Source organism: Pseudoalteromonas sp. MMG024 (assembly GCF_021654175.1).
GTDB lineage: Bacteria > Pseudomonadota > Gammaproteobacteria > Enterobacterales > Alteromonadaceae > Pseudoalteromonas.
Window position 1 is genome coordinate 52,645 of the sequence record NZ_JAKFZO010000008.1, and the last position, 17,985, is coordinate 70,629.

14 protein-coding genes are annotated in these 17,985 nt (G+C 41.8%); 12 read left to right on the top strand and 2 right to left on the bottom strand.

Annotation, left to right across the window (positions count from 1 at the left end; translation table 11 throughout):
- Positions 1 to 43: 43 nt before the first annotated feature.
- From lepA to pdxJ, 6 genes are read left to right on the top strand one after another with little or no spacing between them, the layout of a single operon-like run.
- Entirely contained in the window at positions 44 to 1,834 is a 1,791-nt protein-coding gene (lepA, locus tag L1068_RS09205; RefSeq protein ID WP_054978572.1) for a translation elongation factor 4, read from the top strand.
- A 12-nt stretch (positions 1,835 to 1,846) separates the two neighbouring features.
- Complete coding sequence (gene lepB, locus L1068_RS09210) at positions 1,847 to 2,782, top strand: signal peptidase I (protein ID WP_237130022.1); 936 nt, start codon at positions 1,847 to 1,849, stop codon at positions 2,780 to 2,782.
- 18 nt (positions 2,783 to 2,800) lie between these two features.
- On the top strand, positions 2,801 to 3,478 hold the full coding sequence (gene rnc / locus L1068_RS09215; RefSeq protein WP_010560767.1) for a ribonuclease III: 678 nt from the start codon (positions 2,801 to 2,803) through the stop codon (positions 3,476 to 3,478).
- The gene (gene era, locus L1068_RS09220) at positions 3,468 to 4,394 is read left to right on the top strand and encodes a GTPase Era (RefSeq protein ID WP_237130023.1); all 927 of its coding nucleotides are present in this window, start codon (positions 3,468 to 3,470) and stop codon (positions 4,392 to 4,394) included. The genes rnc and era overlap by 11 nt, the downstream gene beginning before the upstream one ends.
- A 10-nt stretch (positions 4,395 to 4,404) precedes the next feature.
- Positions 4,405 to 5,085 carry a DNA repair protein RecO gene (recO, locus tag L1068_RS09225; protein ID WP_237130024.1) on the top strand — a complete coding sequence of 227 codons (681 nt, stop codon included), beginning with the start codon at positions 4,405 to 4,407 and terminating at the stop codon, positions 5,083 to 5,085.
- A 3-nt stretch (positions 5,086 to 5,088) separates the two neighbouring features.
- On the top strand, positions 5,089 to 5,820 hold the full coding sequence (gene pdxJ, locus L1068_RS09230) for a pyridoxine 5'-phosphate synthase (RefSeq protein ID WP_237130025.1): 732 nt from the start codon (positions 5,089 to 5,091) through the stop codon (positions 5,818 to 5,820).
- Between the two features lie 117 nt (positions 5,821 to 5,937).
- On the opposite strand, the gene barA is transcribed toward pdxJ, so the two are convergent.
- The gene (gene barA / locus L1068_RS09235; RefSeq protein ID WP_237130026.1) at positions 5,938 to 8,709 is read right to left on the bottom strand and encodes a two-component sensor histidine kinase BarA; all 2,772 of its coding nucleotides are present in this window, start codon (positions 8,707 to 8,709) and stop codon (positions 5,938 to 5,940) included.
- Positions 8,710 to 8,800: 91 nt separating this feature from the next.
- On the opposite strand from barA, the gene rlmD reads away from it, so the two are divergent.
- The 5 genes from rlmD (at position 8,801) to eno (ending at position 16,244) form a co-directional block, all read left to right on the top strand.
- Positions 8,801 to 10,123 carry a 23S rRNA (uracil(1939)-C(5))-methyltransferase RlmD gene (rlmD, locus tag L1068_RS09240; protein WP_237130027.1) on the top strand — a complete coding sequence of 441 codons (1,323 nt, stop codon included), beginning with the start codon at positions 8,801 to 8,803 and terminating at the stop codon, positions 10,121 to 10,123.
- A gap of 5 nt (positions 10,124 to 10,128) precedes the next feature.
- Positions 10,129 to 12,315, top strand: coding sequence for a GTP diphosphokinase (gene relA, locus L1068_RS09245; RefSeq protein WP_237130028.1), 2,187 nt, complete (start codon positions 10,129 to 10,131; stop codon positions 12,313 to 12,315).
- On the top strand, positions 12,315 to 13,106 hold the full coding sequence (gene mazG / locus L1068_RS09250) for a nucleoside triphosphate pyrophosphohydrolase (protein WP_237130029.1): 792 nt from the start codon (positions 12,315 to 12,317) through the stop codon (positions 13,104 to 13,106). The genes relA and mazG overlap by 1 nt, the downstream gene beginning before the upstream one ends.
- Positions 13,107 to 13,211: 105 nt before the next feature.
- Positions 13,212 to 14,846: a CTP synthase gene (locus tag L1068_RS09255; RefSeq protein ID WP_100912894.1), complete on the top strand. Its 1,635-nt coding sequence runs from the start codon at positions 13,212 to 13,214 to the stop codon at positions 14,844 to 14,846.
- A 105-nt stretch (positions 14,847 to 14,951) separates the two neighbouring features.
- Positions 14,952 to 16,244, top strand: coding sequence for a phosphopyruvate hydratase (eno, locus tag L1068_RS09260; RefSeq protein WP_237130030.1), 1,293 nt, complete (start codon positions 14,952 to 14,954; stop codon positions 16,242 to 16,244).
- Positions 16,245 to 16,376: 132 nt separating this feature from the next.
- On the opposite strand, the gene mutH is transcribed toward eno, so the two are convergent.
- On the bottom strand, positions 16,377 to 17,054 hold the full coding sequence (gene mutH / locus L1068_RS09265; RefSeq protein ID WP_237130031.1) for a DNA mismatch repair endonuclease MutH: 678 nt from the start codon (positions 17,052 to 17,054) through the stop codon (positions 16,377 to 16,379).
- Positions 17,055 to 17,475: 421 nt separating this feature from the next.
- On the opposite strand from mutH, the gene rppH reads away from it, so the two are divergent.
- The gene (gene rppH, locus L1068_RS09270) at positions 17,476 to 17,985 is read left to right on the top strand and encodes an RNA pyrophosphohydrolase (protein ID WP_010560756.1); all 510 of its coding nucleotides are present in this window, start codon (positions 17,476 to 17,478) and stop codon (positions 17,983 to 17,985) included.

The window sequence follows — 17,985 nt, forward strand, 5'->3', positions numbered from 1 at the left end:
TTGATTTTGAACCCTATTTATTTAGAAGTATTGAATCCAACATATGAAGCACATTCGTAACTTTTCTATTATTGCCCACATTGATCACGGTAAATCGACTTTATCGGATCGTTTAATCCAAGTCTGTGGTGGTTTATCTGATCGCGAAATGCAACAGCAGGTACTGGATTCAATGGACCTTGAGCGTGAGCGTGGTATTACCATTAAAGCGCAAAGTGTTACGCTAAACTACACTGCAAACGACGGCGAAACATACCAACTAAACTTTATCGACACACCTGGACACGTTGACTTTACCTATGAAGTTTCGCGTTCATTAGCAGCGTGTGAAGGTGCATTATTAGTAGTTGATGCTGGTCAAGGTGTAGAAGCACAAACAGTTGCTAACTGTTACACCGCGATTGAAATGGATTTAGAAGTACTCGCAATTCTAAATAAAATCGACCTACCGCAAGCTGATCCTGATCGCGTGTCGGAAGAAATTGAAGATATCGTTGGTATTGATGCAACGGGTGCAACTCAGTGTAGTGCGAAAACAGGTCTAGGTATCGACGCGGTACTTGAAGACATTGTTAAAAATATTCCACCACCAGAAGGTGATCCAGAAAAGCCATTACAAGCGCTGATTATCGATTCATGGTTTGACCCATACCAGGGCGTTGTATCACTAGTGCGTATTAAACACGGCGAGCTTAAAAAAGGCGATAAAATCCAGATCATGTCAAATGGTCAAGTTCACATCGCCGACAAAGTAGGTATCTTCACGCCAAAACAAACTGAAACGGGCACGTTAAGAACGGGTGAAGTAGGGTTTGTTATCGCGGGTATTAAAGATATTCACGGTGCACCAGTAGGTGATACCATCACCTTGCAACGTCAGCCAGCTGATGCTCCATTACCGGGTTTCCAAAAGGTAAAACCGCAAGTGTATGCGGGTATGTACCCAATTTCATCAGATGAATACGAAAGCTTCCGTGATGCGCTATCAAAACTAAGCTTAAACGATGCGTCGTTATTCTATGAGCCAGAAAACTCAACAGCACTTGGTTTTGGTTTCCGTTGTGGCTTTTTGGGTATGCTACACATGGAAATTATCCAAGAGCGTTTAGAGCGCGAATACGACATGGATCTAATCACTACTGCACCAACGGTAGTGTATGAGATTGTTGAAAAGGGCGGCAACGTTATTCACATCGATAACCCGTCTGATTTACCGCCAGTTGGTAATATTGAAGAAATTCGTGAGCCAATCGTTGAAGCAAATATTCTTGTGCCGCAAGAGTACCTTGGTAACGTAATTACCCTGTGCGTTGAAAAACGCGGTATGCAAACAAAAATGGCTTATCACGGCAACCAAGTAGCGATTACCTACGAAATGCCAATGGGCGAAGTGGTAATGGACTTCTTTGATAAATTGAAGTCAACCAGCCGTGGTTTTGCGTCTCTTGATTATAACTTTAAGCATTTCCAACCAGCAGACATGGTACGTGTAGATATTCTTATCAATGGTGACCGTGTTGATGCACTGGCAATCATTTGTCACCGTGAGGCATCTCAATCACGTGGTCGTCAATTAGCGGAAGCATTAAAAGAGCTTATTCCGCGCCAGATGTTTGATATTGCAATTCAAGCAACTATCGGCGGGCACGTAATTGCACGTACTACTGTAAAACAACTTCGTAAAAACGTAATCGCGAAGTGTTACGGTGGTGACGTATCACGTAAGAAAAAGCTATTACAAAAACAAAAAGAAGGTAAAAAGCGTATGAAACAACTCGGTAATGTTGAAGTACCTCAAGACGCCTTCCTAGCCATTTTGAAAGTGGGCAAGTAAGGAGTTAATGACATGGCGGGTTACTTTTCAATATTTTTAGTATTGTTGACCTTAGGTTCGGGCCTAATTTGGTTAATCGATCACTTAGTTTACGCTCCTAAGCGTAAAGAGCGTATTGCCGTGGCGCAAGGCGCAAGTGGTGTGCCGTTAACCGAAGAAGTGATCGAGCAGATTGCACCGCAGCATTCAATTGCTGAAACAGCGCAGTCGATTTTTCCTATGGTTGCCGCCATTACTATTTTCCGTTCGTTTTTGTATGAACCGTTTCAAATTCCATCGGGCTCAATGATGCCGACCTTGTTAAAAGGTGATTTCATTCTGGTGGAAAAGTACTCTTATGGTGTAAAAGACCCAGTTTGGCGCTCGCAACTGATGGATGTTGGCACGCCGGAGCGTGGTGATCCGTTTGTATTTAAATACCCAGAAGACGATAAAATTGATTTTATTAAACGTGTAGTGGGTTTACCGGGCGATACTATTATTTATCGCAATAAAGAAATTTACATTAAACCTAAATGTGATGCAGGGCAAAGTGACAGCCAAGGCTTAACTTGTGGTCAGTTTAATAAAATGGAACGTGAACTGGTAAATCAAGGTGAGTTTATGCTCGCTGGTGTGCCACAAATTCGCGCGACAGAACAGCTTTCAGGTTTAACACACGATATTTTAATTAACCCAGCAATGCCTGAACTATCAGGTCGCTATTATCAGCAAGCGGGTACGGCACAAGACGAATGGCGCGTACCAGAAGGCCATTATTTTGCAATGGGTGATAACCGCGATAACAGCCAAGATAGCCGTGTTTGGGGTTTTGTACCAAAAGAAAATTTAGTAGGTAAAGCAGTATTTATTTGGATGAGCTTTACTTTTTCAGAAGACAAAGACAGTTTATTACCGTCTTGGGTGCCAACTGGTGTGCGCTTTGAACGCCTTGGCAAAATTCAATAACCTTTTAACAAGTTAATAATGACTAAAGACGTAAACTTATTATTTAAGAAGATAGGTTACAGCTTTAACGACGTTCGCTTGCTAGAGCAAGCAATGACCCATAGAAGTTACCGAGGTGCTCACAATGAGCGCCTTGAGTTTTTAGGTGACTCGATTTTGAGCTTCGTTATAGCTGATGCTTTGTATCATCAATTTCCAAAAGCCCGTGAAGGCGATTTAAGCCGTATGCGCTCAACGCTAGTACGCGGTCAAACATTGGCGGAATTTGGTGTGGAGTTTGAACTAGGCGACTTTCTTCGCCTAGGTCCGGGTGAGCTGAAAAGCGGTGGTTATCGCCGTGAATCAACGCTTGCTGATGCCGTTGAAGCAATTATAGGTGCTGTATTTTTAGATTCAGACATTGAAACATGTCGTGAATTAGTACTTAACTGGTATCAAACGCGTTTACAAGCAATTACCCCTGGGCATAATCAAAAAGACCCAAAAACCTTGCTACAAGAGTATCTGCAAGCCCGCAAGATCCCTCTGCCTAGCTATAATGTAATTGATACTAAAGGGCAAGCGCACAACCAAGTATTTACGGTTGAGTGCTTAATTGAGAATAAACCTCAAGTAGTAGCTAAAGGAAGTTCGCGTCGTAAAGCAGAACAAAAAGCAGCTGAGCTTGCATTAAAGATGATTAAAGATGACGCTTGATAAAGACCTGTTAGATGCACCAATTGATACCCATTGTGGCATGATTGCGATTGTTGGTCGCCCAAATGTAGGTAAATCAACGTTATTAAACCGTTTGGTTGAGCAAAAAGTCAGTATTACCTCACGTAAGCCGCAAACCACGCGTCACCGCATTATGGGTATTCATACTGAAGGCAAATACCAGGCCGTTTACGTTGATACTCCAGGTCTTCACAGTGAAGAAAAACGCGCAATTAACCGTTTAATGAACCGCGCTGCATCAAGCTCAATTGGCGACGTGGAACTGATTATTTTTGTGGTTGAAGGTACCCGTTGGACAGACGACGACGAGATGGTACTTACTAAGGTCATGGGCAGTGGCGTGCCGGTGATTCTTGCAATTAACAAAGAAGATAACGTTAAGGAAAAAGAAGAGTTACTGCCACATTTGCAGTGGTTAGCAACCAAGGGTAACTTCCTTGATATGATCCCAATCTCAGCAAAGCACGGCAAGCGCGTTGAGCAAATTAAACAGCACGTTCATAACACCTTACAAGCGTGTGAATTTTACTTCCCTGAAGATTACGTAACCGATCGCTCAATGCGCTTTTTAGCAGCCGAAGTGATCCGCGAAAAGCTAATGCGCTTTATGGGTGATGAACTCCCGTATTCCGTGACTGTTGAAATTGAACAGTTTAAATGGATGGATAACGGCGTTTGGCAAATTAACGGCTTAATTTTGGTTGAGCGCCAAACACAAAAACGCATGGTAATTGGTAATAAAGGCGAAAAGCTTAAAGTAATCGGCCGCGAAGCACGCAAAGATCTTGAAGAAATGCTTGATAATAAAGTGTTCTTAGAACTTTGGGTAAAAGTGAAATCAGGTTGGGCTGATGATGAACGCGCACTTCGCAGCTTAGGCTATGGTGAAGACTAAGGCCTAATCAATGCAACACTTTGTGCCAGCTTATTTACTGCATTCACGTCCATTTAGCGACTCGCAGTTAATGTTGGACCTGTTGGTACAAGGTGTTGGTCATATCCGCTTGTTGGCTCGTGTGAAGGGCCGTAATAGCATCAAACAAAAAGCCAATCTACAACCATTTAGTCGCCTTAGCGTACAATATGCTGGCAAAGGCGATATCAAATACTTAAACCAATACGAGCTCGAGAGCCTTGTCGCACTCAAAAATAAAGCGTTGTACTGTGGTTTTTATCTCAACGAATTGACCGCTCGCTTAACACCTATCAATGAACCACTTGATGAAATATATGAGCTGTATCATCAGCATCTAACACAGTTAGCGAATGATGAAGACTACGAACCCATTTTACGTTCGTTTGAATTTCAATTATTAGAAGCGCTAGGTGTAGGGTTAGATTTTTCTTTTGACGCTCACGGCTCTGAATTGAAAGATGATACGTACTACCAGTATCAAAATGAACTGGGTTGGTTGTCGTTAAAAGGTAGTCGCCGAGGTTTAAGTGGAAAGCAAATACAACAAATTGCATGCTTAGACTTTTCTGATAAGCTAACGCGCACATTAGCAAAACAACTGGCACGCTATTTACTTAATCCGCTTTTAGGGTATAAAAAACTGAAAAGCCGAGAATTATTTGGATCTTAATTTATGAAAGATATTTTATTAGGGGTCAATGTTGACCATATCGCAACGTTAAGACAAGCCCGTGGCACGCAATTTCCAGACCCAGCACATGCAGCAACCGTTGCAGAACACGCTGGTGCAGATGGTATTACTATTCACTTACGTGAAGACCGCCGTCATATTCAAGACCGTGATGTATATGTAATGGCAAAAACCATTCAAACACGTATGAATTTAGAAATGGCCGTTACCGATGAAATGATAGGTATAGCGCTTGAGGTAAATCCAGAATACGTATGTTTAGTGCCAGAAAAACGTGAAGAGCTTACCACTGAAGGCGGCCTAGATGTAGTTGGCAACGAAGCCAAAATTGCCGATGCAGTAGCAAAACTCAGTGCAGCCGGTATTAAAGTCTCGCTGTTTGTTGATGCAATTGAATCGCAATTTGATGCATGTGCTCGAGTAAAAGCGCCATTCGTTGAAATTCATACCGGCGCGTATGCAGACGCTGAAAACGATAAAGACCGTGATGAAGAACTCGCGCGAATCGCCACTGGTTGTAAATATGCAGCAGGTTTAGGTTTAACCGTAAATGCAGGTCATGGTTTGCATTATCATAATGTAAAACCAATCGCCGCCATTCCAGAAATTTACGAGCTTAATATTGGCCACGCAATTATTGCACGTGCAGCGATTGATGGCTTAGCAAAAGCCGTTTCAGATATGAAGCGCTTAATGCTAGAAGCAAGAATGTAAATTGTGTTTGTCGCTGCTTTTAAAAGCAGCGACACTCCAGTACTTATTTCATTATTTAGATGAGATTAAACTCACAAGTCCCCGTCAAAATCTTCAGTCTACTTTAACGGTAAACTTCTACTCTACACTCTGAATTGCGCCAGCATCTTGCATCAAACTCGATAAACAATCTTGCAGTTCAAATATTTCTGGTTCTATGTCTTTGAGCGCTTGTGCCTGTTTTAACGCAGTTTCGATGGTTTCTGCGAGATCTTTGATTTTGGGTACGCCAGTGTAACAACAGGCGCCATGAAATTTATGGATAATACTTAATAGCTCTTTACTGTCACTATCGCTAAAGGCTTCGCTAATTAACTTTTGTGTTTCGGGAATGCTTAGCAGTAACATGCTCAGCATTTCGTTCGCGAGATCTTCTTTTCCTCCAGCGCGTTGTAATGCTAACTGCCAATCAATCATATTGCTCGAAAACGGTGGTTCACTGCTAATTAATTTGGCGGGTTGCACTTTCGGTTGATAATCTTTTGAACCAAACTCTGCGATGGTTTTCATTAAAATTTCTTCATCGATCGGTTTGGTTAAGTAACTGGTAAAGCCATTACTAAGTAACGATTCTTTTTCACTGGCAAGAGCGTGTGCGGTCACGGCAATAATCGGTGTTTGCTCATTAAGTGATGATTCCAAAATCAATTTACACGCGGTTACGCCGTCCATAATAGGCATTTGTATATCAAGCAGTATCACATCGTACTTGCGGCTTTTTGCAAGGCTAACCGCTTGCGCGCCATTGTGTGCGGTATCAAAACTTTCAATTTTGTCGCGAAGTAGCGCACACATTAAGCGCAAGTTAGCATCGTTATCATCCACCACGAGTGCTTTTAATGGCAACGTTTCTTTATCTGTTGCTGGAGTACTAATTGTTGGATGATCAAGTCTGTATGGGGCGGCAAGTGTATGACACAGTTTGCGATGGTTCATTGGCTTAGACAAACACGCATCGGCGCCTGCATTAATCACTACCTCGCGATAGCTATGCGATATGGTATTAACCAATACGTATAGGTAATCGCATTTTTCCCGTGCACGCTTAATTAACTCACGGCATGCGTGTAGGTCGTTGGGATCAATGTTCACTGCAAGTAGGCCAATATCAAAATTAAACGCCTGATTTTGCGATTCTTCCAATTCGCCAAATGTTGCACATGCAGTCACATTTAACTGCCAGCTTTCTAACAATTCTTTGCCAGCTTCAAAGCTGTGTTCAAATGGTTCAAAGAATAACACGCGTTTTTGCTCTAACGGACCAAGTGGTAAGTCTATCGCATATTGATGTTTTGGAATTTCAAGTTCAGCATTAAAGGTAAAGCAACTGCCTTTACCTAGCGCTGAATTTAAGGAAATTTTACCGCCCATAGCTTCAACTAAGTGTTTGGTAATAATTAAACCTAGACCGGTACCACCAAACTTACGGGTAATGCTGGAATCGGCCTGACCAAACGCCAAAAACAGCGAATCTTGCTTATTGCTATCGATGCCAATGCCGGTGTCTTTGACAGAAATAAGCAGTGCTTGTTTATGGTCGCTTAACATACGGCCGGTTACGTCAATAGTAACGCTACCATTGTCTGTAAATTTAATCGCGTTACTAATAAGGTTGATTAAAATTTGCTTAAAGCGGGTAGGGTCGCCAATCACATGATCGGAAATCCCATCAGCAACATATAGCGATAATTCAATGTGCTTTTCGTGAGCGTTCGGCGCTAATAAGGTGAGTGCCTCGTTAATGGTGTCGCGCAATTGAAAATGAATATGCTCAAGTTCCATTGCACCCGCTTCAAGCTTTGAGAAATCTAGAATATCACTAATAATAGTGAGCAGGCTTTTTGCCGAAAATTCAATGGTATCGAGGTAATCTTTTTGGTGTTTATTGAGCGGTGTTTTAGATAACTGGCGGGTAAAGCCAATAACACCGTTAAGCGGCGTTCTGAGCTCATGACTCATTTTCGCTAAGAAATCGGATTTAACCTGGTTTGCCCTTTGCGCCTCGCGCTTGGCAAAATTTAGCTTTATGTTTTGTGTTTCGTATTGTTCAAGCGTTTCGCGGTAATCGCTAATGGCTTGGTCGATATGGCGCTGCATTTCATCTTTTTGCGTAACCATATTGGCCGAAATATCATTAAGTCCGCGTCTTAAAATTTCAAACTCGCCTGCCATACGCTCATCGAGTCCGGTTTCTAATTCATCGCTTTTTAGTTGGTCAACCGCAAACACCAGCTTTTTGATTGGGTCACTTAAGCGATTAGAAAAACGAAACGCAATTACTAACGCGATGGCTACGGCTAAACCAATAATCACAATACTAAACAGCAAAGCACTTTGTCGCGCAATCACTGCGCGATCGTTACTAATTTCTACGTTTACATAGGCTTTTACTGGTAAATGCTGGGAAATTAATAAGCTGTCTTGTGAAAGTGCGTTTTTATCGAAAATTGGTAGCGAAAACAGAATGCTTTTTTCAAATTGTTTAATGTAAAGCTGTTTTGGCAATGCATTGCCGTTCTCAAATTTAAACTCTTCTATCTCTGGGTAATAGTTACTGGTGAGAATGAGTTTATGATCGGCGTTGAATAATACAATTGATTTTATTAGTGGGGCGTGTTGATTGTGTGTATCGCTAATCACCGACTTTAATTCAACAATATTGTTGCTGTTTAGCGCATGCTCAATGGCTTTTGCCAGCGGCGTAGAAATAGTTTGACCCTGCTCGGTGAGAAAATCGTTAAGTTCTTGATAGCGAGTTAAGGTAAAATAACTGCCTAGGATAATACCTACCGTTAAGGTGGGTACTAAAGTTAATAGTATTATCCAGTCTCTTAAGCCAAATCTACTCATCGGGTGCGATTGTTATAATAAATTATTATGACACTGAGTTAAGGTTAAAGACTAAAGCGATATTAGGCAAACAATTTATAGGGTAATCACAGTGGCAAGGTTTTTTAAACCGCAAAAAAAGCAATTTTCAGCAGAGAAACAAACATTAAGCATCGACTCCATGAACCATGAAGGGCTAGGTGTAACGCGCAGCAATAAAAAAGTCGCATTTGTTGAAGGGGCAATAACAGGCGAAACCGTTTTAGCTAAACAATTGGCGAATAAAAGTAAGTTCGAAAAATACCAAACCGTTAAGGTGATTACGCTAAGTGAGCATCGCGTTGCGCCATTTTGCCAACATTACGGCCAATGTGGCGGTTGCCAATTACAGCATTTAGAGGTTGCTCAACAAGTTATTGAAAAGCAGGCGGCAGTAACTAAATTGTTTGAAAAATTCGCCGAGGTAAATAATTTACCTTGGTGTGATGCGTTAGCAAGCGACCCGACTCATTATCGTCGTAGTGGCCGTATTGCGGTGATTTACGATAAGAAAAAAGATAACTTTTTGGTTGGCTACAGACAAAAGCAATCAAAGAAAATTATTAATATTGAACGCTGCGACGTGCTCGTTAAACCTTGGCAAGCGGTTTTTACCGAGATACGTAACTTGCTCCCGGAGTTGAAAGCGGGTGATGCGATTTCACATTTGCAATTGTGTTCGGTAGAAAGCGGTAACTATTTAATTGTGCGCCACACTAAGCCGCTAAAAGATAGTGATATTGCAAAGCTCCAGCGTATTTGCCATGAAAATGATTGGCAGTTGGTGCTAAATAGCGAAAAAGGTACTTTTACAGGCGATGAATTACCTTACTACCAATTGGATGATTATCAATTAACCTTGTTTTTTGGTTTTGATAACTTTATTCAAGTCAATGCTGAGGTTAATCAAGCCATGATTAAACAGGCACTTACGTGGCTGAACCTCACTAAACAAGACAATGTACTCGACTTATTCTGCGGTGTTGGTAATTTTACCTTACCACTTGCAACACAATCGAACACGGTTGTTGGGGTGGAAGGGGTCGCTTCGGCAATTGAGCTTGCCAAACGCAACGCAGCACATAACCAACTAACCAATATCGATTTATATTGCCAAGATTTAACTGAAAATATTAAGTCGCAAGACTGGTTTAATCGTGAGTATTCGGTACTATTGCTAGACCCATCGCGTATGGGGGCGTTTGATATTCTAACTCAACTTAAATTAAAGCGTTTTTCTCGTATACTTTACGTTGCATGTGACCCAGTAACCATGGCACGTGACAGCAAGCTTTTAATTAACGCGGGCTTTAAGGTGAGTAAAATCTCATTGATGAATATGTTTCCTAATACGTCCCATATTGAAACGATGGCGTTGTTTGAAAAGGAGAATTAATAGACATGGTATCCATTAGGCAATCGCACTTACTTGCTAATCTAGAGGGCTATCAAGCGTGGCTAGAGATGTTGGCCTTAAGCGACGATAAGCAACAGCAGCTTGAGCGTGCTTATGATTATTGCCTAGCATATTGCGAGCAAAAAAAATTAGACGACGAATTTGAAAGCAGTTTGCCTGCTAGCAAAGAAATTGTCGAAATTCTCGCAGAGCTTAATATGGATGCCGAAACCCTGTTAACCGCATTTTTAACGCCGCTTTATTTAAACGGCAAGCTCGATAAAGAACATTTAAGCAAACATTTTTCACGATCAGTCGTAGAGCTTTTAAAAGGTGTTGAGCAAATGGCGGCGCTCGGTGCGCTGAGCTTCCAGGGCAAAGGCAGTACACAAATTGATAATATCCGCCGTATGCTATTGGCAATGGTGGAAGATGTGCGCGCTGTGGTAATCAAACTCGCGCAGCAAGTGTGTTTATTGCGCGAGCTAAAAAATGCCTCTGAAGAAGAGCGGGTAATTGCCGCCAAAGAAACCGACAATATATTTGCACCACTGGCGAACCGTTTGGGTATTGGTCAGTTAAAGTGGGAACTTGAAGATCTTTCACTGCGTTACCTTCATCCAGAAAAATACAAAGAAATCGCTAAATTACTCGATGATAAGCGCATTGCTCGTGAAAGTTATATGAGCAATATGGTGGCATTAGTAAAAGCTAAGCTTGCTGAGTCTGGTATTGAAGCCGAAGTTTACGGTCGGCCAAAACACATTTACAGCATCTATAAAAAGATGCAAAACAAAAATTACGAATTTGATCAGCTATTTGATATTCGCGCCATGCGCGTAGTGGTTAACGAATTACAAGATTGCTATGGGGCGCTTGGTATTGTGCATACTAACTGGCGTCATCTCAATAAAGAGTTTGATGATTACATTGCCACACCAAAAGCGAATGGTTACCAATCTATTCACACGGTTGTATTTGGACCCGAAGGCAAAACTGTTGAGATTCAAATTCGCACCCAAGCGATGCACCAAGATGCGGAGCTTGGGGTTGCCGCGCACTGGCTTTATAAAGAGGGGTCATTGCCAGGTAAAAATTCAGGTTACGAACAAAAAATCAGTTGGTTAAGAAAGTTACTACAGTGGCAAGAAGAAGTTGTCGACGACGAAGAGTTTGCTGAAGAGCTTAAAAACCAAGTTGTGGAAGATCGTGTATACGTATTTACACCACGCGGCGATATTCTCGACTTACCAAAGGGTGCGACACCGCTTGATTTTGCTTATTACATTCACTCGAATGTTGGACACCGCTGTATCGGTGCAAAAGTATTCGGCAAAATTGTGCCGTTTACCCATGAACTTCACACTGGCGACCAAGTTGAAATTCTTACGCAGAAAGAGCCTAATCCAAGTCGCGATTGGCTAAACCCATCATTAGGTTACGTGAAATCGTCACGTGCACGTTCTAAAATTCACCACTGGTTTAAGCAACAAGACCGCGATAAAAACCTTGCCGCTGGTAAAGAAATTCTGGATGCGGAACTTGCTAAACTGAGTTTGCAAACCAAAGACTTAAAACCTGCATTGACGCGTTTTAACTTGAATTCGATAGAAGATTTACAAGTTGCGGTTGGTGCAGCGGATGTGCGTATAAATCAGCTGATTAACTTTTTACAAAATAAACATCTGCCGCAAGATGATGAGCTACCCAAGTTTCGTAAATCAGCAAAACCGCGCAAAGGCGATAAAAACGGTATTGTTGTTGATGGTGTAGGCAGTTTATTAAGCCATGTTGCCAAGTGTTGTGAACCAGTGCCGGGCGATAGCGTACAAGGGTTTATAACTCAAGGGCGCGGCATTGCAGTGCATCGTAGTGACTGTGAGCAGTTAGAACATTTACGAAGCCAATTTCCAGAGCGTTTTATTGATGTAAGCTGGGCCGATGAAGTGTGTGAACACTATGCGGTAACGATTCGCATTGAAGCAAACGATCGCCAAGGATTAATGCGTGATATCTCGTCAGTGCTTGCTAATGAGAAAACCAATGTGCTGAATATGAATCTGCAAACCAATAATGCGCGTCAAACCGCGATTTTTGAAATGAAAATTGAAATCAACAATGTTGAGCAGATGAATAAACTGTTAGTTAAGCTATCGCAAGTTGATGGCGTTTTTTCGGCGGTAAGAACCTAATGAGTCAAAGTCATAATATTGAAATTCTGCTTAATATAATGAGTAAACTGCGTGACCCCGATGGTGGTTGCCCTTGGGACTTACAGCAAGATTTCACCTCAATTGTACCGCACACTCTTGAGGAGGCCTATGAAGTAGCCGATTGTATCGAACGAGAGGACTTGCTTGAACTTAAAGATGAGTTGGGTGATTTACTGTTTCAAATTATCTTTTATGCCCAACTTGGCAAAGAGCAGCAGTTATTTAACTTTGACGATATTGTTGCGGCCATTTGCGATAAATTAGTGCGCCGCCACCCTCATGTATTTGCCAATCAAGAGGTATTTTCTGAAGCGCAGTTAAAAGCAAATTGGGAAGAACAAAAAGCAGCTGAGCGTAAACAAAAATCAAAAACGAATACCCTCGATGATATCCCACATGGATTACCAGCGCTGACTCGCGCGCAAAAAATTCAAAAACGAGTTGCCAGTGTTGGCTTTGATTGGCCATCAGTCAAAGGCGCGCTTGATAAAGTAGAAGAAGAGTTTCAAGAAGTACGCGAAGAGTTAGAATCTCACGGACCCGATGAAAAGTTAGCTGAAGAGTTGGGGGATTTACTGTTTGCTTTGGTAAATGTAATTCGCCATTCAGGGTTTAACGCTGAGCAGGTACTGCGTAACGCTAATAATAAGTTTGTAAGGCGTTTTAATTCGGTTGAATTAACCATTACCAAATCAAAACCAATTAAAGAAGCAAGCCTTGAAGAAATGGAAGCGGTTTGGCAGCGTGTTAAAAAGCTTGAGAAAGCGTAAATTTCATTTGAGCAAAATGGCAACTTTTAGTATAATGTTTTCCCGTCTTGTTGATTGCCTTTAACGGCAATATTGTCTATTAATTCCTGACATCTTAGGGTTCACATGAATACAAAATTTATCTTCGTTACAGGCGGGGTCGTTTCCTCCTTGGGTAAAGGTATTGCTGCAGCATCATTGGCTGCAATCTTAGAAGCGCGCGGTCTAAACGTAACGATTCTAAAGCTTGATCCTTACATTAATGTTGATCCTGGCACTATGAGCCCTATTCAGCACGGTGAAGTATTTGTTACTGAAGACGGTGCTGAAACTGACCTAGACTTAGGTCACTATGAGCGTTTTATTCGCACCAAAATGACCAAGCGTAACAACTTTACGCAGGGTCGTGTATTTGAAGACGTATTACGTCGTGAGCGTCGTGGTGAATTCCTTGGCGCAACTATTCAAGTTATTCCACATATTACAAACGATATCAAACGTCGTGTACTGGATGGTGCAGAAGGTTATGATGTTGCTATCGTTGAAGTTGGCGGCACGGTAGGTGATATTGAATCACAACCTTTCCTTGAAGCATTACGTCAATTGGGTACTGAGCTTGGCCGTGAAGCTGCACTATATATGCACTTAACACTCGTGCCTTTCCTTGGTGCTGCGGGCGAAGTGAAAACAAAACCAACACAACACTCAGTAAAAGAGTTACGTTCGATTGGTATTCAGCCTGATATCCTTATTTGTCGTTCAGATCGCCAAATTCCTGCGAATGAGCGTGCGAAGATTGCGTTATTCACTAACGTAGAAGAAAAAGCCGTTATCTCATTAAAAGATGTCGACAGCATTTATAAAATTCCTGCGTTGCTTAAATCGCAAGGTCTTGACGATTTAGTATGTCGTCGTTTCCACATTGAAAGACCTGAAGCGGATCTTGCTGAGTGGGAACAAGTTTTATATCAAGAATCAAATCCAAACGGTGAAGTAACGATTGGTATGGTTGGTAAATACATTGAATTACCAGATGCCTACAAGTCAGTTAACGAAGCACTTAAGCATGCAGGCCTTAAAAACCGCGTGACGGTTAATATTAAGTATGTAGATTCACAAGACGTTGAAACAAAAGGCGTTGAGATGCTTGCGGGTCTTGACGGTATCTTAGTACCAGGTGGCTTTGGTGGTCGTGGCGTTGAAGGCAAGATTTTAACTGCACAATACGCACGTGAAAACAAAGTACCATACCTAGGTATCTGTCTAGGTATGCAGGTTGCTTTAATTGAATTTGCACGAAATGTTGCTGGTCTTGAAGGCGCAAACTCATCTGAATTTGATGCAGACGCTGAACATAAAGTAATTGGCTTAATTACTGAGTGGTTAGATAAAGAAGGTAACGTTGAACAACGTTCTGAAGAGTCTGACCTTGGCGGTACAATGCGTTTAGGTTCGCAAAAGTGTCACTTAGTTGAAGGTACAAAAGCACGTGAAGTATACGGCGCGCCAGAGATTTTCGAACGTCACCGTCACAGATACGAAGTGAATAACCACTACGTTGAGCAACTTGAGAAAGCAGGCTTGGTGTTCTCTGGCTTATCAGAAGATAAGAAGCTAGTAGAAATGATTGAGCATCCGAACCACCCGTGGTTTGTAGCGGCTCAGTTCCACCCTGAGTTTACCTCAGGACCTCGCGATGGCCACCGTTTATTTGAAGGCTTCGTGGGTGCAGCATACGCGCAACAAAAAGACGAAAATTAATTACTAAGCCGTGACCTGTGTCGCGGCTTTTTTATTTTAACTGCCTGTGATTTTGAACCCTTCGCAGGCTTAGCACAACAACCTTTATGGGAAAGAGGATATAAGATGTCTGAAATCGTAAAAGTCATTGGTCGTGAAGTAATGGATTCACGTGGTAACCCAACTGTTGAAGCTGAAGTACATTTAGCAAACGGCATTTGGGGTCGTGCATGTGCACCATCGGGCGCATCAACGGGTACCCGCGAAGCACTAGAACTTCGTGATGGTGACAAGAGCCGTTACTTAGGTAAAGGTGTTTTAAATGCGGTGAATTTCATCAATGGTCCAATCGCTGACGCTTTAATCGGCAAAAACTCTCACCAGCAAAAAGACATTGATGGCATCATGATTGATCTTGATGGCACAGAAAACAAAGAAAAACTGGGCGCGAATGCGATTCTAGCTGTGTCTCTAGCAAATGCTAAAGCAGCAGCACAAGACAAAGGCCAAGAGTTATTCGAACACATTGCAGAACTAAACGGCACGCCGGGTAAGTACTCAATGCCAGTACCTATGATGAACATCATTAACGGTGGTGAGCACGCGGATAACAATGTAGACATTCAAGAGTTTATGGTTCAGCCAGTAGGCGCACCTAACTTTAAAGAAGCACTTCGCATGGGTGCAGAAATCTTCCACAGCCTGAAGAAAGTACTTAGCGCACGTGGCCTAAACACAGCTGTTGGTGATGAAGGTGGTTTTGCACCTAACTTATCATCTAACGAAGAAGCACTTGCTGTAATCGTTGAAGCGGTTGAAGCTGCTGGCTACAAAATGAATGAAGATGTAACGCTTGCGTTAGACTGTGCTTCATCTGAATTCTACACAGACGGTAAGTACGACCTGAAAGGTGAAGGTAAAGTATTTGATTCAGAAGGTTTTGCCGACTTCTTAGCGGATCTTTCTGCACGTTACCCAATTGTGTCAATTGAAGACGGCTTAGACGAAAGCGACTGGGTAGGTTGGAAAGTACTAACAGATAAGATCGGCGACAAAGTACAGCTAGTTGGTGACGATTTATTCGTAACTAATACTAAGATCTTAAAGCGTGGTATTGATGAAAAGATTGGTAACTCAATCTTAATCAAATTTAACCAAATCGGTTCACTTACTGAAACACTTGAAGCAATTCAAATGGCGCACGAAGCGGGCTTTACAGCGGTTATCTCACACCGTTCAGGTGAAACTGAAGATGCAACTATTGCTGATTTAGCTGTGGGTACTGCGGCAGGCCAAATTAAGACTGGTTCACTGTGTCGTTCTGACCGTGTTGCTAAGTACAACCAACTTCTTCGTATCGAAGAAAAGCTAGCTGAAAAAGCGATTTACAATGGTCGTAGCGAAATTAAAGGTCAGTAATTGACACTTAATTTGTAGCTGAAAAAAAACCGCTGTTTTGCAGCGGTTTTTTATTTTGTCGATTTCAGATTTCAGATTTCAGATTTCAGATTTTCACTCACCGCTTAAATTCTGAATTCTAAACACTTCTTATTACCCAGCACCAAACTGTTCGGCTAATATTTGCCGGGTAAATTCTGTTTTTAAATAATACCCCCGTGGCAAAGTCATTATTTCTTTGCCGTTAGGTCCAATAGCTTGGGTAAGGGCTTTGCTATTGGCTGCTTTTGGGCGCAGTTGCAGTACTTGACCAAAATGCCCGTTAATCTGTTCAATGTTGCCAAGCGCAATCATCTCGGTAAGTTCTTCCCAGTCTTTTTTTAGCTGTGCCTCTTGCAACGCACTTGGTTGCCATAAAAAACCATTGCCAATAATGCGGTCTGTTGGCGCCAGTTCGCGCTCTGATAAAATCGGTAACCATAAAACATGCGACAGCTTTTTTTTCACAACTGAGTTTTGCCACGTTACACCGTGTAAATTGGTAAGCGGTGTAATTGACACATAAGTTGTTTCTAATGGTTTGCCACTGTATGAAATGGGTAATGTTTTAAGTTCTATACCTAAATTTTCAAAGTCAGGTTCAGGCTTTGAGGCTGCGGTCGCGCCCAACACATATTCAATAAGTTGGCCTATCCAGCCTTTTTCTCTTAATAAGTTTTCCGGTGTGTTGAATGCATAGCTTGCTGCTACTTCTCCTAACGTTAAACCAGCGATATCGTTAACGCGCGTCATAAGTTCAGAGGTGCTAGCAGGTGGTAAGGGTTTATTCATACAGTAAGCGCGATAAATTAAAATCGAAGTTTAGCAAATTTACCGATTACGGATAACCTTAAAGGATTGTTTTATTTGGTTATAAAATGCACTGCTTTTTGAGTGTGCCTATTTTGTTGTGTTTAACTTGCTTAATTTACTGATATATAAAGAAATATTTTTTATGGTGTTAAGGTTTTACCAACTGCTCTGCTGTATTTATGCACTAAATACACAAATATAAACAATGTTATCCACAGAATCTGTGGAGAAGTGTGCTTTTTGAATAGGTGATTGTGGATTTGTTTGAGAAATGTGCGTTTATTTTTAGTTTTATTCACAACTTGTGGGTAACCTGAGTATATGCTGGTTTTTCATTTGCTGTTAGATACGGATTATGGAACAATCGAGCTATATTAAGAATTAAAAGAGGCACATGCGGGTGATAGATGCCGAAGGGTTCCGTGCCAACGTTGGAATAGTTATTTGTAATAATCAGGGACAGGTATTTTGGGCTAGACGTTATGGTCAACACTCGTGGCAATTTCCACAAGGTGGCGTTGACCAAGGTGAAACTGCCGAGCAAACCATGTACCGAGAACTGAATGAGGAAGTTGGATTAAAACCCGAAGACGTTGAAATCATTGCAAGCTCTAAACACTGGTTACGTTATAAGTTACCAAAGCGTTTAATTCGCCGAGATTCAAGTCCAGTGTGTATAGGTCAAAAGCAAAAATGGTTTTTACTTAAATTACGCTGTCCCGATGAAGACGTTGATTTGTCTAAAACTAATCATCCCGAATTTGATGATTGGCGCTGGGTCAGTTACTGGTATCCTGTACGCCAAGTCGTTTCGTTTAAACGAGATGTTTACCGCCGCGTTATGAAAGAGTTTGCACCTCATGCAATGCCATTTCATAAAAAAGACCAAGGCTGGCGGAATAGGCGCTAA

Excerpts from the sequence above, each read along its gene's own strand:
- lepA (WP_054978572.1), top strand. The coding sequence starts at position 44 with ATGAAGCACATTCGTAACTTTTCTATTATTGCCCACATTGATCACGGT.
- lepB (WP_237130022.1), top strand. The coding sequence starts at position 1,847 with ATGGCGGGTTACTTTTCAATATTTTTAGTATTGTTGACCTTAGGTTCG.
- rnc (WP_010560767.1), top strand. The coding sequence starts at position 2,801 with ATGACTAAAGACGTAAACTTATTATTTAAGAAGATAGGTTACAGCTTT.
- era (WP_237130023.1), top strand. The coding sequence starts at position 3,468 with ATGACGCTTGATAAAGACCTGTTAGATGCACCAATTGATACCCATTGT.
- recO (WP_237130024.1), top strand. The coding sequence starts at position 4,405 with ATGCAACACTTTGTGCCAGCTTATTTACTGCATTCACGTCCATTTAGC.
- pdxJ (WP_237130025.1), top strand. The coding sequence starts at position 5,089 with ATGAAAGATATTTTATTAGGGGTCAATGTTGACCATATCGCAACGTTA.
- barA (WP_237130026.1), bottom strand. The coding sequence starts at position 8,709 with ATGAGTAGATTTGGCTTAAGAGACTGGATAATACTATTAACTTTAGTA.
- relA (WP_237130028.1), top strand. The coding sequence starts at position 10,129 with ATGGTATCCATTAGGCAATCGCACTTACTTGCTAATCTAGAGGGCTAT.
- mazG (WP_237130029.1), top strand. The coding sequence starts at position 12,315 with ATGAGTCAAAGTCATAATATTGAAATTCTGCTTAATATAATGAGTAAA.
- L1068_RS09255 (WP_100912894.1), top strand. The coding sequence starts at position 13,212 with ATGAATACAAAATTTATCTTCGTTACAGGCGGGGTCGTTTCCTCCTTG.
- eno (WP_237130030.1), top strand. The coding sequence starts at position 14,952 with ATGTCTGAAATCGTAAAAGTCATTGGTCGTGAAGTAATGGATTCACGT.
- mutH (WP_237130031.1), bottom strand. The coding sequence starts at position 17,054 with ATGAATAAACCCTTACCACCTGCTAGCACCTCTGAACTTATGACGCGC.